The 15,273-nt window shown below is 35.7% G+C and carries 10 protein-coding genes; 5 read left to right on the top strand and 5 right to left on the bottom strand.

From position 1 onward, the window contains the following. Positions 1-68 precede the first annotated feature (68 nt). The gene (trpA, locus tag K350_RS0125625; protein WP_051313692.1) at positions 69-881 is read right to left on the bottom strand and encodes a tryptophan synthase subunit alpha; all 813 of its coding nucleotides are present in this window, start codon (positions 879-881) and stop codon (positions 69-71) included. After that, the gene (trpB, locus tag K350_RS0125620) at positions 865-2,040 is read right to left on the bottom strand and encodes a tryptophan synthase subunit beta (protein WP_028982360.1); all 1,176 of its coding nucleotides are present in this window, start codon (positions 2,038-2,040) and stop codon (positions 865-867) included. Before trpB ends, trpA begins: the two co-directional genes overlap by 17 nt. Before the next feature lie 261 nt (positions 2,041-2,301). Here trpB and K350_RS0125615 point away from each other — a divergent pair, with 261 nt between their 5' ends. Further along, positions 2,302-5,292, top strand: a complete 2,991-nt coding sequence (locus tag K350_RS0125615) for a T9SS type A sorting domain-containing protein (protein ID WP_037577285.1) — start codon at positions 2,302-2,304, stop codon at positions 5,290-5,292. A 48-nt stretch (positions 5,293-5,340) separates the two neighbouring features. On the opposite strand, the gene K350_RS0125610 is transcribed toward K350_RS0125615, so the two are convergent. Both K350_RS0125610 and gluP read right to left on the bottom strand, forming a co-directional pair. Further along, a complete protein-coding gene (locus K350_RS0125610) occupies positions 5,341-6,960 on the bottom strand; it encodes a GAF domain-containing protein (RefSeq protein WP_028982358.1) in 1,620 nt (539 codons plus the stop codon). Positions 6,961-6,972: 12 nt separating this feature from the next. Beyond that, the gene (gene gluP / locus K350_RS30385) at positions 6,973-8,241 is read right to left on the bottom strand and encodes a glucose/galactose MFS transporter (RefSeq protein WP_156027202.1); all 1,269 of its coding nucleotides are present in this window, start codon (positions 8,239-8,241) and stop codon (positions 6,973-6,975) included. A 301-nt stretch (positions 8,242-8,542) separates the two neighbouring features. On the opposite strand from gluP, the gene K350_RS0125600 reads away from it, so the two are divergent. Continuing rightward, the gene (locus tag K350_RS0125600; RefSeq protein ID WP_156027201.1) at positions 8,543-9,394 is read left to right on the top strand and encodes a universal stress protein; all 852 of its coding nucleotides are present in this window, start codon (positions 8,543-8,545) and stop codon (positions 9,392-9,394) included. Between the two features lie 29 nt (positions 9,395-9,423). Then, the gene (gene pckA / locus K350_RS0125595) at positions 9,424-11,031 is read left to right on the top strand and encodes a phosphoenolpyruvate carboxykinase (ATP) (RefSeq protein ID WP_028982356.1); all 1,608 of its coding nucleotides are present in this window, start codon (positions 9,424-9,426) and stop codon (positions 11,029-11,031) included. A 5-nt stretch (positions 11,032-11,036) separates the two neighbouring features. On the opposite strand, the gene K350_RS0125590 is transcribed toward pckA, so the two are convergent. After that, positions 11,037-12,128: a BamA/TamA family outer membrane protein gene (locus tag K350_RS0125590; RefSeq protein WP_028982355.1), complete on the bottom strand. Its 1,092-nt coding sequence runs from the start codon at positions 12,126-12,128 to the stop codon at positions 11,037-11,039. A 385-nt stretch (positions 12,129-12,513) separates the two neighbouring features. Here K350_RS0125590 and K350_RS0125585 point away from each other — a divergent pair, with 385 nt between their 5' ends. Beyond that, positions 12,514-13,098 (top strand): hypothetical protein, encoded by a 585-nt coding sequence (locus K350_RS0125585; RefSeq protein WP_028982354.1) that lies wholly within the window; start codon positions 12,514-12,516, stop codon positions 13,096-13,098. 101 nt (positions 13,099-13,199) lie between these two features. Continuing rightward, entirely contained in the window at positions 13,200-15,137 is a 1,938-nt protein-coding gene (locus K350_RS30380) for a biosynthetic peptidoglycan transglycosylase (protein WP_051313686.1), read from the top strand. Positions 15,138-15,273 lie beyond the last annotated feature (136 nt).

The raw sequence follows: 15,273 nt of genomic DNA, 5'->3' as shown, positions 1-15,273 counted from the left end.
AGACTGCTTCCTGAGTTCTTTATGTTATGTTAAAAGAGTCCCGAACAACGAGACTCTTTTTTAGACAATTATTCAGCTTTTTTATATTTCTCAATAAAATTCTTTATCTGGTCCTGTTCAACGCCATTGGATATAAGTCTTATAAACTCTGATCCAATGATAGCGCCTTGTGTATATTTACAAGCCATATCAAAATTTTCCTTAGTCCGTATGTTAAATCCTGTTAATGTCGGTGATTGTAATTTCTGATCTCTGATTTTTTCAAAGTATGAATTTTTGAATTCTGTTTTATCATTACTTCCTGTGGTGCTATTAGATGATAGAACATATATAAAACCTGTAGTCACTTCATCGATAAACTTCAACCGCTCTTCTGAAGTCTGAGGACTAACCATAAATATTGAAGATAGATTATTCGCTTCATACATTTCTAGATAGTCTTCCTGAAATTCTTCTGGTGGCATTTCTGGAAATAAAACTCCATCTATTCCACACTCTTTACATGCTTTGCAGAATGTTTCCATACCAAGTCTAAAGGCAGAATTATAAGATCCCATCAATACTAATGGTATTCTGATCTGATCTTTTATTGTTAACAACTCTTGTAACAAAAGTTTAAGTGTCATTCCATTATTCAGTGCTTTATTGTTACTATCCTGTATGACAGGTCCATCCAAAAGTGAGTCTGAAAAGGGAATACCGATCTCTATCATATCTGCGCCAGCTTCCTGCAGTATAAGTACAAGCTTTGTGGTATCATATAATTCAGGATAACCAGCAGTAAAATATACAGAGAGAATTTTATCTTTTATCTTAAGCGTTTTTGTTAATTTATTATTTATTTTGGTAACTGTTTCCATAGTTTTAATTGTAGTTTTCATAAGTACTAAGGTCTTTGTCCCCTCTTCCTGAAAGGCATATGACGATAACTTCATCTCTTTCAAATTTCTTTTTCTCAAGTACTGCCAATGCATGAGCTGATTCCAATGCAGGGATTATACCTTCTTTGGCAGCCAGTAATAGCCCCGCTTTAATAGCTTCGTCATCTGTGACGGGAATATATTCTGCTCTTTTAATTTCATGCAATCTGGAATGTAACGGCCCAATTCCTGGATAATCAAGCCCAGCAGAGATAGAATGAGCCTCTGCTATTTGCCCATCATCGGATTGTATAAACAAGGTTTTACATCCGTGAATGACACCTGGTCTTCCAAGATAAGTGGTAGCCGCTGACATGCCTGATACTATTCCATGTCCTGCTGCTTCAGCTCCGATGAGTTTTACTTCAGGCAAATCAAGAAAGTGATAAAAACTTCCTGCTGCATTACTGCCACCTCCGACGCAAGCAATCACATAGTCAGGAATAGTTCTTCCAGCAACTTGGTAGAGCTGATTCAATATTTCACTACTGATAACAGACTGAAATTTTGTTACCATTGCAGGATATGGATGTGGGCCAAAAACAGAACCTATAAGATAGTAAACATCTTCAGGGTTATTAATCCAATATCTTAATGCTTCATTGGTTGCATCTTTAAGTGTTTTGCTGCCTGATTTCGCTGGAATAACCGTAGCTCCAAGCATCTGCATCCTCTTTACATTGGACTGTTGTCTTTCGATATCTTTTTCTCCGATAAAGACAGAACAAGATATGCCAAGCAGAGCACAAACTGTTGCTGTCGCTACTCCATGTGAACCAGCACCTGTCTCTGCTATGATGTGTTTTTTGCCAAGCGTTTTGGCCAACAATGCTTGGCCAATAGTATTGTTGATTTTATGAGAACCTGTATGGCAAAGGTCTTCGCGTTTTAGTAAAATTTTAGTTCCATACATTTCTGATAGTCTTTGCGCATAATATAATGGTGTAGGCCGGCCCGTATAGTGCTTAAGCAACCACAAGAATTCTTTTTTGAATGCTGCACTGTCAATAATCTTCAGATATTTGTTCTGAAGTTCTTCTATGTTTGATATCAGTGTTTCGGGCACATAGGAGCCTCCGAAAGTGCCATAATAGCCTTTCTCTGTTACTTCAAATTTCATAGGTTATTGAGTTAGGTATAAAACAAAAAAGGCTCACCGTGCACAGCGAGCCTTTTATATCATTATAATATTATAATCTAATATTCTTCAGACATAACTATACTGTCCACAATTTCTTTGGAGGAAATGTGCCAGTGCCAATAGTTATGTTTTAAATTATTCATAAGGCAAGTATAGAAAAAAAAAGCAGTTAATCAAAGTTAAATGTATGTAAAAGTTTAAACCTTTACCTTCCGAAGTGGTTGGATTAAAAAAAATACTATGATGTTGAGGATAAAATCCGGAATTAATCTATTGCTATTTTTGGCTTTTTTTATTTACGCCCAAAACTCATTTGCTACTAAAGTTTGGATACCTTCATCCCTTACTGATGTATTCGGAACTAATTTACATTTCACAATAAGTGATGACGGAAAGGTTTCTCCAACAAAGAATTATAAGATAAGTCCTGGTGATACTATGGTGTTGCAGCATGGTATGAGAAGCTATTTACTGTTTAGGGGAATTTTTGGTACTCCCGATAAATGGATTACGATTACCAATCAGGAGGGGGGAATTGTAGATGTTAATTATCTGATTGTAAATCCTGTCTATTATAATTCTGCTTTCCGCCTTCAGGAATGTCAGTATGTAAAAGTATCAGGAAAGGGATCTCCTGGTATTAAATATGGCATTAAGATTTCGCATTCCTGTTGGGATGCAGCACCTATAAATGGACAAATAACAAAGGGCGGAGGATGTCACGGAGTTGTTTTTGAATGGACTAACTCTTCTATACCTAAGGAAAAACTTACAAGTCATATTGAAATTGAAAATATCGAAGTGATGAATGCCGGAGCTTCGGCTATTTCCTGCAAGATAGATGGAGGAGGTAATGGACTTGATGGAAGAGATAATTCCTTTGTCATGGAAGATATATTTATTCATGATAACTATCTGCATGATATAGGCATGGAGGGCGTTTATATAGGGCAATCTACAGAATTGCCGGTATGGCATAGTACCATTAATGTAAAAATATATAACAACCTGATTGTAAGAACAGGATTTGAACCTATTCAAGTCAGGAATGCACTTGAGGTTGAAGTGCATAATAATATTTGTTATCAGGCAAGCCTTCTCGACGGAACAAGCTATGGTGTAGAAAATAATGGATTTCAGATAGAAAGAGGTACAAGAGGGAATTTTTATAATAACATTATTATGGATGGTAAAAATGAGATGGTGCATGGAATTAACAGGGAAGGTTTTAAAACGGCATTTTTACCTGATCTTCCGGAAGGTAATTTGATAAATAAATTAGGTGCCGGTATAGAATTTTATAACAACTATCTTGATGGAGGAGGGGAAACATATACGTGGAATGACACAAGTGATGTTAATGATTTCAACAGTGTTTCTGCAGCATTTTATTGTGAATCTGACTATCTGGGGACCGAGAATCGTGTTACAAACTTTGAAGGCAATTATGTAAGGAATATTTACAGAGGAGTCAATGATCCTGGAAAACCAAAGGCTGATCTTGAATACTTCTTTATTAAGCAGGACAATCCTGCTACGCCTGAAGATGATGAAGATCCTGTTATTTATAACATCTTCAATAACTATTTCTCCGGAGGCAATGGAATAGAAACCCATGGTACTGTTCCTACTTTACAATTGGGAGAAAATCAGGTGAATCTTGATCTGGAAGAAATTAAGTTTATAGATCCAGTTTATGGTAAAGATAATTTTTGTATAGTGCCTGGATCATTTTATTATGACAAAGGAATGTCTTCTTCAAGGCCTGATGCCAAAGGGCTAGGCATACCTTCTTGTATTGTCTCACATCTCAATGTGAATAGTAATGTAGTAAATGTTTCATCACCTAAAACTTTTGACTTTACTCTGAAGGTATACAACAAGTTTGCAATATCATTCATTGAAAGTAAGGCAATATTAATGTACAGCCCTTGTGAAAAATGCACACCTGTAAAGATTTCTGATGCCTATGATGTAAGAGGAGGAGTGCACGAGGTGGAGATAACGGGGAAAAGTTTTTCTGTTAATCCCTCAGATCTTAACTATGGAGTGGGGACTGTCTATGCTGTTATATTCGATCCTCAGGCAAATCATAAAAGCAATGAGATAAATCTTGTACAGAGCTCAGGAACTTCAGGCAATGAAATTCTGACCACTGACAAGGTGTTTTACTCCAATGCACCTGCATCATCAATTGGGGCTATTGTAGGAAACTCTGTTAGTGGTTCAATACAATGGGAGAGGAGTAATGATCAAACCAACTGGACACCTTTGTCGAATGGAGACAAAATAGCTTATGTTCCCGATGATGACTTAAGCACTACTACTTATTTCAGGAGGGTAAATAATGGAAGTCCAAGTAATGTATTTACGGTAGCTGTAATCGCAGGAACGATCACGCATTCTTCAATCGGGTCTTCTCAGTGGTTTGTAAATTCCGGAGATCCTGTTGAGTTATCCGGGAACCCAGATAATTTAAATGGAGTAGAGCAATCAGGTAATGTCTATCAATGGCAAACAAGTATGGATAATATTAACTATTATGATATCCCTGGAGCAAATGGATTATCTTATGATCCTGAAATTGTTTATGTCACAACTTACTATAGACGAAATCTTATTGGATATGAACCTTCTAAAAATATAGTGAAAATAGGAGTCAGTCATTTATCCTGGGCAAATGATACTGCATTTACAACAACAAATTGTTTACCTGCAACTTACAATATTCAATACAATACTTCGGGCAATTTCCCAGGTAATGCAGTATTTAGACTTGAATTATCTGATAATACCGGTAGTTTTGATAATCCTATTGTTATTGGGACTTCAGAGACAAAGCCCACTGGAACAATTGCAGGGGGGATATCCTCATCTTTGCCTGAAGGAAATTATAAATTGAGATTGGCCAGTTCAGCCGGTATTGGCGCTGTCACAGAAAGTAAAGAGTTGTGTTTCTATGTATTATCAAATACTTCTGCAGCAGCGATTGATGGATATAAGCTTTTTCCGAATCCTACACGAGACGAAGCAAACCTGGTGATAGAGCATCTGAAGGGACAAGAAGCTATGATTTCCGTGGTTGACCTATTTGGAAGAAAAGTAATTTCAAAGAATATTATAGTAGGAAATGAAGAGCTTATCGGAGGGAACCTAGCAGCAGGAACTTATTTTGTAACAATAGATTCAGGCAAAGAGAAAAGGACATTGAAGTTTATTAAGGTGAGATAATTATAAATAAGCTAAGCAGAGCTTTAATACTCTGCTTAGCTATAAAAGTTATTCAAGACCATTCATTTTCTCTCTCAGTATATCATTCTCCTGATTTAATACTTTTAATTGCTGGCTCATTTCCATTTCTCTTCTCATCATATCTTCCTGAGTTGCTCCAAGTTCTTCCAGGTTTTGTCTCATTTGCTCTTCCTGCTCTCTTAATTGCTGAGATTTTACCTGTGTTTCATCAAGAAGCTTTTTCATTTTCTCTGCTGTCATTGAATTTGAAAGAGAAGCAGCAATGTTTTCAGATATCTTTAACAGGAAGTCAATTTCGTATCCAGTAAATACCTTAAAGGATGCGAGTTCTATGACTCCATATATTTCTTCATTATACTTTAATGGAAAGACGATTACTGATCTTGGCATTGCCAGTCCTATCCCGGATTTGATCTGAACATAATCTTCCGGTACTTCAGACATAAATATGTGTTCCTGTTCAACCCATGCTTGCCCTGCCAATCCTTCTCCTTTTATATAGCGGGTTTTACCAAATTTCCTTCTATTCCATGCATAGGATGCTATCTCTTCAATATACTCTTCTTCATTTTCTACTTGACACACAAGGAACATCCCTTGGTTTACATCAAGATATTTTACCAAAGAGGAAAGAATGGTGTATGCAAATTCTGTTCTATCGTTATAATTATTTCTCAAAAGATCATTAAACCTTGCATTACCTTCGTTCGCCCAATTTCTGATCTTGTCTTCTTCTGAAACTTTTTTAAGATTGTTCCTCATTTCAATTAATGAATTGCCAAGAACATCCTGGCTGCTTAAGGGGCTGAAGTTTGCTTCAAAATTTCCTTTCCCAATATTTTCTGCAAACTCAGAAGTTTCTTTTAATCCCTCAATCAAGGTATTGATTCCTTTAGCCATTTTACCAACTTCATCGTTTTTTACGTTTTGAATTGGGGCCGGATGTAAACCTTTGCTTAGATCTTCTGTAACCTGTCCAATCTTTTTAATCTGATTGAGAACTGTATTAGACGTGTAAACTGATATCACAACACATACTACAATGATTAATATACCGGAAATGAATAAACCATTTTTGAGAGAGCCGAAAAACTCTGTCATCATAAGTTCATCTTTTTCTTTTTCGGTTTCTTTAATCTTGATTATTATATCAGTCTGCTCTATAATTTTGCTGGCAATCGGAATCACTGTTGCCTCAAAATTTTCACTTACTAAAGAATCAGATGAATTCGTTTTGTGATTATTAATAATTGTAGTTTCAAGAGTAATAAGTTTGTCTACATTATTCATAACATCCTTCAATAGCTCTTTCGATTCATCTTCTTCCCAGAATACCCTGTTGGCAAGCAAATCTTTTTTTAATTTGTGTAAATCACTTATATAATCTATATCAGAGGATTTATCAGCCTGTACCGGAGGATAACCATAAACAAGCCCAGAGGTGTTGTGTATACTCTGAAGTACCTCGAATCTGAACTGATTAAGATTTTGCAAAGAAGGGTCTTTCTCCTTTAAAATTTCCCAAAGGGCTCTTTGAGAATTGTTAATGGCTGAAAGATTAAATACACCATTCAAACCAAAGATGATTATTAGAATGAGGAAACCTCCAATGATTTTCTCTCTTATTCCGAAGTTTTTTATTTCCATTGCTATAAGGTTCTATTCAACTATCTCAGAATGTTTTTGAAAGTATCTGCCGTAATAGGCTATATAAACGTAACAGATGAAGGCTATTATAAGCGCTACCTTAAGACCTGAAACCAAACTTAAGGATTTGTAGATTAAAGGAATAATTGCTCCACCTGCAATGCCCATAATCAGTAATGAGGCTCCTCTTCCGGTATAATCACCTAATTTGTGCAATCCTGATGCAAATATTCCTGGAAACATAATTGAATTGAAAAAGCCAATTGCAGCTAAAGAATATATGCTGAGCTCCTCAGAGCCTGCAATTCCAAAGGTAAGTAAGCATAAGGTGCTTAAGGCAAAAATGAGAAGCAGTTTACCTCCATTAACAAACTGTAATATAAATCCACCTGCAAATCTTCCTATCATTGCCAGAGCCCAATAAGTGTAAATTACTGTTGCTTTATCACTTGTCATGTCAGGATAGTATTGATCTATAATGGCACCAAGGTTTGATCCTATTGTCACTTCAGCCCCCACATACATAAATATACCAAGTGCTGCAAGATAGAGATTAAGTTTAGAGTTGTTCTGTTTATTTTGTTGTATAGATTGATTATTCTTTACAAGATCCGGCATAGGAAGAAAGAATATCAAAGATCCCAGAATTATCAGCCATATGGCCACTGTCCAATATGGAGATTGAACAGCTATAGCTTGAATTTTTCTGAAAGAAAGTAGTTGGTCAGGTTGTAGTAAGGAAATCTCTTCATGCGTAAGGTTAGCTGTTTTCATTATCAGAAAAGTTCCAAGAATTGGTCCCAATGTAGCTCCCAGAGAGTTTAAAGCCTGAACGACAGTTAGTCTTGAAAATGAATGTTGTGAAGAGCCGAGGTTTACAATATATGTATTCGCAGATATCTGCAAAAGAGTTATGCCTGAGGCCAGTACAAAAAGTCCTCCCATAAAAAGGGGGAATGAGAGTAAGGTAGAAGCAGGATAAAAAAGGTAGGCTCCAGTGGCTGCTATACCTAATCCTGTTACTGTTAGATATTTATAACCGAAAAGACTCAAGAGGTCTTTTTTGTATTCGGAGAAAAGAAAAAAAGCCAGCGATACAAAGAAGTATGTTCCAAAGAATGTCAGGTTTATAAGACTCTTTTTAAAGTCATCCAGTTCAAATATATAATCAAGTTGGGCTATAAGAGTACCATTTAATGAGGTGAGTAATCCCCATCCGAAAAATATTATGCTGAATGCCAGTAAAGTGGTGTTGTGAAATGGCGGCGGTTGTTTTTTCATTTTTATATATACATCGATAATATAGTGATTTTCATATTGAACTCTCAACGAAAAGCGGTTTAATTGGTTGTGCTAAAGTATTGATTTTGTTAGATTTTGCTAAGATTTTTATGCCTATAGCTAATCATTTTGTGTTCAGGATGGTATAAAAATAATTTACGTTTTGGTGTTGAATGATGCTTTTAAGTAAAGTGTTGATAATGTTTGATTAAGGTCTTTAGAATAAGTGGTAGAGAACCATTTATATGAGATTCTGTTAAATAAAAAAGGAAGGTATTCAGACAGAAGAAGGAGGAGGGGTATGGAAATGATATCAAAGATTATTTGTCCTACAGATTTTTCAATCAATTCGAGTAATTCGGTACGTTACGGATATGAGCTTGCTAAGGTTTTAAAAGCTGAGCTTGTATTATTTCATTGTATTGAATCAAAATATAAAGATGCTTTAGATGAAAGTATTTCCCGCGAAAAGGAAAAAGCCTTAAAGGAGCTGGATTCAATTGCTGATGCGCATCGAATAAGGGATAAATACGGGAATGTAGCAATTTCATCAATAGTATCAGCAGGGAATCCTGCTAATGAAATCATTAAGACGATAAGAGCTGGAGAGGGAAATCTCGTAGTCATGGCTACTAAGGGTGTATCTGAAAGGTATGCTCCATATAGCCGAATTACCTCAGAGGTAATTGAAAAGACATGTTGTCCTGTTTTGGAAGTGCCTCCAGGGACAACCTATACACCAATACAGAAAATAGTTTATACGAGTGAACTTACCGGTGAGGACGAAAAAGAGGTTGTAGATTTTGTAGTGGAACTCGGAGAATCTCTTCACGCTCATATAGATTTTCTAACTATTCAGGATCAGAAAGCACCATCAAATGCTGATGATCTTATTAGTTATGGTTATAATAACTTCTTAATGAAAAGTGATACGAGCGATGTAGCCTTTTTCGTCCTTGAGAAAAAAGACATCATCCAAGGTATAAATGAATTTACGGAAAGGCATGAAGCTGATCTGATTATTATTTCCCCTGGCCATGAAAAACTTTATGATAACTTTATAGAGGAAAGTAATACTCATCAGCTGATTAATAAAACAAATTATCCTGTTCTTGTAATGCATAAAAATAAAGAATGTCTTGTGACAGCATAACACATTAAGAACTCATTAACTCTGTAAATATGGAACAAGCAGGATTGAAGTCATTGGTTGCTGGTATAGAGCGGATTGGTATTAACAAAGCTAAAAATATCTACTGGAATCTTTCTCCGGCAGAACTTGTGGAACATGCAATCCGCAATGGGGAAGGTATACTAACCAATGATGCTGCACTTGCCTGTGATACCGGAAGATTCACCGGAAGAAGCCCCGAAGATAAGTTTTTTGTAAAGGATGAATTAACAAAAGACTCAATTCACTGGGGGGATATTAATCATCCGATCGATGGGAAATACTTTGATGTTATCTTCCATAAAATGCTTGATTATTCTGAAGGGAAAGAATTATATGTTCGGGATGCCTTTGTCTGTGCCGATTTTAATTACAGAAAATCACTCAGAGTAATTACAACAAAAGCATATCATAATCTTTTCAGTTATAATATGTTTATGAGGCCTGAATTATCGGAGCTTCAGTATATAGATCCTGAGTATACTATTTTATGCTTCCCTGATTTTGAAGCCAATCCTACGACTGACGGTGTAAGAAGCAAAAACTTTTCTATAATAGATCTAAGGAGGAAGGTGATTCTTATTGGAGGAACAGCATATACCGGAGAAATCAAAAAATCAATATTTTCAATATTGAATTTTATACTCCCTCATCAGCATCAGGTGCTATCTATGCACGCTTCTGCCAATATAGGAAAAGATGGTAAGGTAGCAGTGTTCTTTGGTCTTTCAGGAACTGGAAAAACAACTTTATCCGCAGATCCTGATAAATTTCTGATTGGTGATGATGAACATGGTTGGGATGACAAAGGGGTGTTTAATTTTGAAGGTGGATGTTATGCTAAAGTTGCTAATCTTAACCCGGAAGCTGAACCTGAAATTTATGGTGCAATAAAGTTTGGATCAGTACTTGAAAATGTAAGATGCTTCCCTTATTCACGAGATGTCGATTACACTGATACAAGCATCACTCAGAATACAAGGGTATCATATCCTATAGAGTATATACCTAATACAGTACACCCATCCAAAGGTGGTTTACCTGCTAATATTTTCTTTCTCACTGCTGATGCCTTTGGAGTATTACCTCCAATATCAAGGCTTACTCCGGCGCAGGCTATGTATCATTTTATATCAGGGTACACTGCAAAGGTTGCTGGCACTGAAGAAGGAATAAATGAACCCAAACCAGTGTTCTCTGCCTGCTTTGGGGCACCGTTTATGCCTTTGCATCCTACTGTATACGCTAATTTGCTCGGCGAAAAGATGAAGAAAAATAAGGTGAATATCTGGCTTATCAACACAGGATGGACTGGAGGTGTTTACGGTACAGGCTCCAGAATAAAACTGAAATTTACAAGAGCTATGATTACAGCGGCACTTGAAGGGAAGCTTGAACAGGTCAATTTTAAAAAAGAACCTTTCTTTGGGTTAATGGTACCTGATATGTGCCCCAATGTGCCTAAAGATATTCTTTTGCCTTATAACACTTGGAAGGATAAGGAAGGTTATAAATTGACTGCAGAGAAATTGTCAGATGCATTTATAAAAAACTTTGAAGTATTTAAAACCTATGCTAATGAAGAGATCCGTGCCGGAGCTCCAGTTATAACAACTTGAGGAGGTCAGAAAGCTTCTGTTAAATATAGATAAAAGCCTGAGGAGTTTTTACCTATCGCGAAATCTACCCTGAGATTGATACTTTCTTTAGGGACAATGGCAAAGCGTATACCCGCTCCCAATGAGTATTTTAAACCATTAATGGAATAGTCTTTCAATTGTTGACTAACTTCCCCTAATCCTGCAAAAGCAACAGCACCGAACCTTCTCCATACACGCATCCGGTATTCGCTTTGTATTGCAATCGCATTGTTGTCTCTATATCTACCCAGATAATAACCCCTCATAATAAAGGGCCCTCCGATGTATGACAGGTTTCTGACTGGCACATCACCAGATGTGATTTGCGAAAATAACTGTAAGGCAAGAACATTCTGACCACCTAATTTTATGAATTTTCTGAAATCAAAAAAGTTAGTTTGAAATTTAAAATTACTGCCGAAGATATTTCTGAAAAGCACATAAGAAACCTGCAGATATGCTCCCTTAGTAGGATAAAATGCATTGTTCCGATTATCCCAGGCAATCAAAGGGCCAAGGCCGGAACCTGTGCCACCGTTTCTCCCTAATATATTCTCCTGATCAAATAATCCTCCTGGTTCATAATCAAGACTAATCACATCCTGTAATTCATAATCAAATCCACCATATAACTTTTTATATATTTTTCTCATGTATTGAGATGTAAGGTATATTTGTCTGTAGGTATATGTCTCCATGTTACTTTTAGGAGTGTTGTTACCAAGACCATAGAATCTGTCGGGGAAGTAGCTATAGGTTCCAAACCATTTAACTATGTAGTTCTCTTTCTTAAAAAATAATCCTCCGCCACTCTCTACAACAATTTGCTTTCTTTGAGTATATATGATGAATGACTGTACATTTGAAGACCTTACAGAAGTATCTTTACCTATCTTAAAAATTACTGTACCAAGTGCCCCTCCTCCAAACTTTGTTTCTGGTGTATTTATAACTAGCGGAAGTACAAGGAATGCTCTTTTCTTTCTGGGAGCTATCGTGCTGTCTTGCGCAGAGGAGATTGCTATAAGAGACTGTGTCAGTAAGAAGAATAAAAAAAAAGTTTTAATAAATCTCATATATAAATACTTCAGGTTAATTTTTATAATTATCTGCGAAGGTTTTTGTTTTTAAATCTTATGAATATCTGTTTGAACTTTGAATGGATATTTTTTGACATTATTTAAGTTTAAACAGGATTTATTCATTTAGTTTCAAGAAAATCATGTGGAAAAATAGTTCTGAATAAGATTATCTTTTATTTTTATCTTCCGTAAACAGAGATGGAATGGACGAATAGGGATATTATAATAGTCGGAATTGAATGTAGGTAGCCGGAAGCCAAAATCCGCTAAAAGTAAATATGAAGCTCTTAAATATTACTGAGTTATATATAATCCAAGTTTAGTACTCACAACAGGAACAACCTGGAATAAAAATTACTTAACCTAATTCAATGCTGCTATGAAAAAGATTCTTAACCTTATTTTGTCTTTCTTTTTTTGTGCAATATTTCTTTCATGCGAGTCGCTCGTAAAAAACTCATTTTTTATTCCTTCTCATCTTAATAGCTCTGACAATCATGATTTTATTGAGCATGAACCTCAGGAATGTATTGCGTCGGTTGAGTTATTTGATACTTTGACGAACTGGCAAAACAAAAAGTTTGATCCTTCCAGAGAATTGGAAGGGTATATTCAATATTCTGCTCAGATATCGCATGGAATAGGGGAGTATGGCCTTCTTACCTATCTCAATAAAAGAGATTCTTCTTTTGTGATGATCTTCGCTAAAACCGCTGGTGATATGGTTTGTGAAGTAAAAGGTGTTAAACGAATTATGGTACAGGACAAACAAGTTTTGTTCGAAACATTATGCAGAACTCAATGTGATTTTGAACAACCGGCTACAAGCATGATAAAAATTGATAAAGAGGGAAATGTGAGAACAATAAAATCATGGGTAGTAGATAAATCAGTGGGCAAAGTTTACAAACTCAAAACTTCCAAAGTAGACTGTGTTGAAGCCTATTACACTGAATATGAATAATGAGTAATTCTCATTAAGACCTCCAAAGCAATAGTTAGTAAAATATTTCAAAACCCTGATTTTAATTGTACCTTTGCACTCAGATAGAAGAGTAATCTAATATGAGTTTCAGTAAGTTGCAAAGGGTAGTTGTTATTCTTGCCGTATTATCGTCAATATTTATCCTTACCATATTTTTTCTAAGGGCTTCCATTGCCAACTGGGCCCTGGGTAAGGTCAAAGAAAAATTCAAAACTGATTATCAAGCTACACTTTCTTTCAATAATATATCTGTTCATGGCCTCTCCGGTATCAGTGGACAAGAATTTTATATCGTTCAGGATAACAAGGATACTCTAACTAAAGCAGAAGCACTTTCTTTTGAACTTGACTTGTTTCATACCTTAACGGGCGATTTTAGATTTAAATCTTTTTCTATCAGAGACGGTTATTTTCATCCTGTAAAGAAGGGTAAGGAAGATAACTACTCTTTCTTATTGAAGAGAGGCACAAACCGTGAAAATTCCGATACATTGAAAGGTTATGGTTATATCCTTAACAGGATTTTGACTGCTTCCTTCAAAGCATTGCCTCCGAGATTAAAAATTTCAGGATTTAATTGTGCCTTAACTAAAGACAACAACGAGTATATTTTCAGAATAAAGAAATTTTTTCTTTATGACAAAAATTATAAAGCATCTATAGAAATTCCGAACACTCATCAGGTACTGATTTCAGAAGGTCAAATTAATAAACGCAAAAGATTGATCAATGGAAATTTATATGCTGAAATTTCGGAGCTGAAAGTCCCTTATCTCAATGATCTTTATCAATTGGACTTTAGATTTGATACGCTCAAGTTTAATCTTGCAGATAATGAATTCAATGATGAACAGCTTGATCTTAAAGGAAAATTTAGATTTGATGCTTTAAAATTAAAACACCCTAAACTTGACTCCAACGAACTTGCTTTAAAAAAGATAGATGTAAATTATTTCATTTCCCTTGGTAAATCTTCAGTTACTGTTGAAAGCGACAGTACTTTTCTAAATGATATCTGTCTTAACGGAAAAGCTACTATCGACAGGAAAAATAAAGGCATATATGCTTTAAGTCTGAACATGCCTGAACTGGAAGCTCAAAGGTTTTTTTCTTCATTGCCTGCTGGCTTATTTTCCTCTCTGGAAGGTATCAAGGTTGAAGGGAAGCTTTCATATCAACTGAATTTTTATCTTGATAAGAGCATGGTTGATTCACTTAAGTTCAGCAGTAACTTCAGTGAAAAAGGATTTAAGGTGATCAGTTATGGAAAAACGGATTTTACCAAAATGAATAAGCCGTTTGTTCATACAGCTTTTGAAAAAGGAGTGGCAGTTAAAACATTTACTGTCGGTATTGACAATTCTGAATTTACGCCTATCGATCAGATTTCTCCATATGTTAAAAATGCTGTACTTTGTTCTGAAGATGGCAGCTTTTACTGGCACAGGGGCTTTAGGGAGGATGCTTTTGTAATGGCAATGAAAGATAATATCCGCAAGGGGAAATTTGCAAGAGGAGGAAGCACTATATCCATGCAATTGGTAAAGAATGTATTCCTGAGCAGAGAAAAGACAATTGCGAGAAAAGTAGAAGAAGCTCTGATTGTATGGCTTATTGAAAATAACAGACTCACAGGAAAGGATAGAATGTATGAGGTTTACCTTAATATTATTGAATGGGGGCCAGGCATCTATGGCATTGGTAATGCTTCAAAGTTTTACTTTAACAAAAGGCCATCTGAACTTTCTGTTGAAGAAAGTATTTTTCTTGCGAGCATAGTTCCCCAACCAAAAGCGTTTAAGTACTATTTTGATGAAGGTGGAAAGCTAAAGCCCTTTCTGAATCATTACTTCAGAAAGATAGGTACGTTACTTTTAAGAAAAGAAATTATTACAGAAGAGCAAAATAGTAAAATCTCTCCTTACGTAAAGCTTACTGGTGGAGCAGCTCAGTATGTATATCAGGATACACTTGCAATTGATTCCTCTTTATTTCAGCATGAAGAAATTTTACCTTAGTATTAGATAAAAGAATAACAAAATTATCATAGTGTGGTTAAGGTTGAAAAATCTTAAAAACATGGGAAATAAAAATCAGCCTAAGGAAAGAGATAAGGCAAAAGAGAATCCATCTGAAAAAGATAAGCTTCCAAAT

The organism is Sporocytophaga myxococcoides DSM 11118, from assembly GCF_000426725.1.
Lineage (GTDB): Bacteria > Bacteroidota > Bacteroidia > Cytophagales > Cytophagaceae > Sporocytophaga > Sporocytophaga myxococcoides.
The sequence above is the reverse complement of the archived record's forward strand: the minus strand, read 5'-3'. Positions and strand labels throughout refer to the sequence as shown.

Excerpts from the sequence above, each read along its gene's own strand:
- trpA (WP_051313692.1), bottom strand. The coding sequence starts at position 881 with ATGAAAACTACAATTAAAACTATGGAAACAGTTACCAAAATAAATAAT.
- trpB (WP_028982360.1), bottom strand. The coding sequence starts at position 2,040 with ATGAAATTTGAAGTAACAGAGAAAGGCTATTATGGCACTTTCGGAGGC.
- K350_RS0125600 (WP_156027201.1), top strand. The coding sequence starts at position 8,543 with ATGGAAATGATATCAAAGATTATTTGTCCTACAGATTTTTCAATCAAT.
- K350_RS0125615 (WP_037577285.1), top strand. The coding sequence starts at position 2,302 with ATGATGTTGAGGATAAAATCCGGAATTAATCTATTGCTATTTTTGGCT.
- K350_RS0125585 (WP_028982354.1), top strand. The coding sequence starts at position 12,514 with ATGAAAAAGATTCTTAACCTTATTTTGTCTTTCTTTTTTTGTGCAATA.
- pckA (WP_028982356.1), top strand. The coding sequence starts at position 9,424 with ATGGAACAAGCAGGATTGAAGTCATTGGTTGCTGGTATAGAGCGGATT.
- gluP (WP_156027202.1), bottom strand. The coding sequence starts at position 8,241 with ATGAAAAAACAACCGCCGCCATTTCACAACACCACTTTACTGGCATTC.
- K350_RS0125590 (WP_028982355.1), bottom strand. The coding sequence starts at position 12,128 with ATGAGATTTATTAAAACTTTTTTTTTATTCTTCTTACTGACACAGTCT.
- K350_RS0125610 (WP_028982358.1), bottom strand. The coding sequence starts at position 6,960 with ATGGAAATAAAAAACTTCGGAATAAGAGAGAAAATCATTGGAGGTTTC.
- K350_RS30380 (WP_051313686.1), top strand. The coding sequence starts at position 13,200 with ATGAGTTTCAGTAAGTTGCAAAGGGTAGTTGTTATTCTTGCCGTATTA.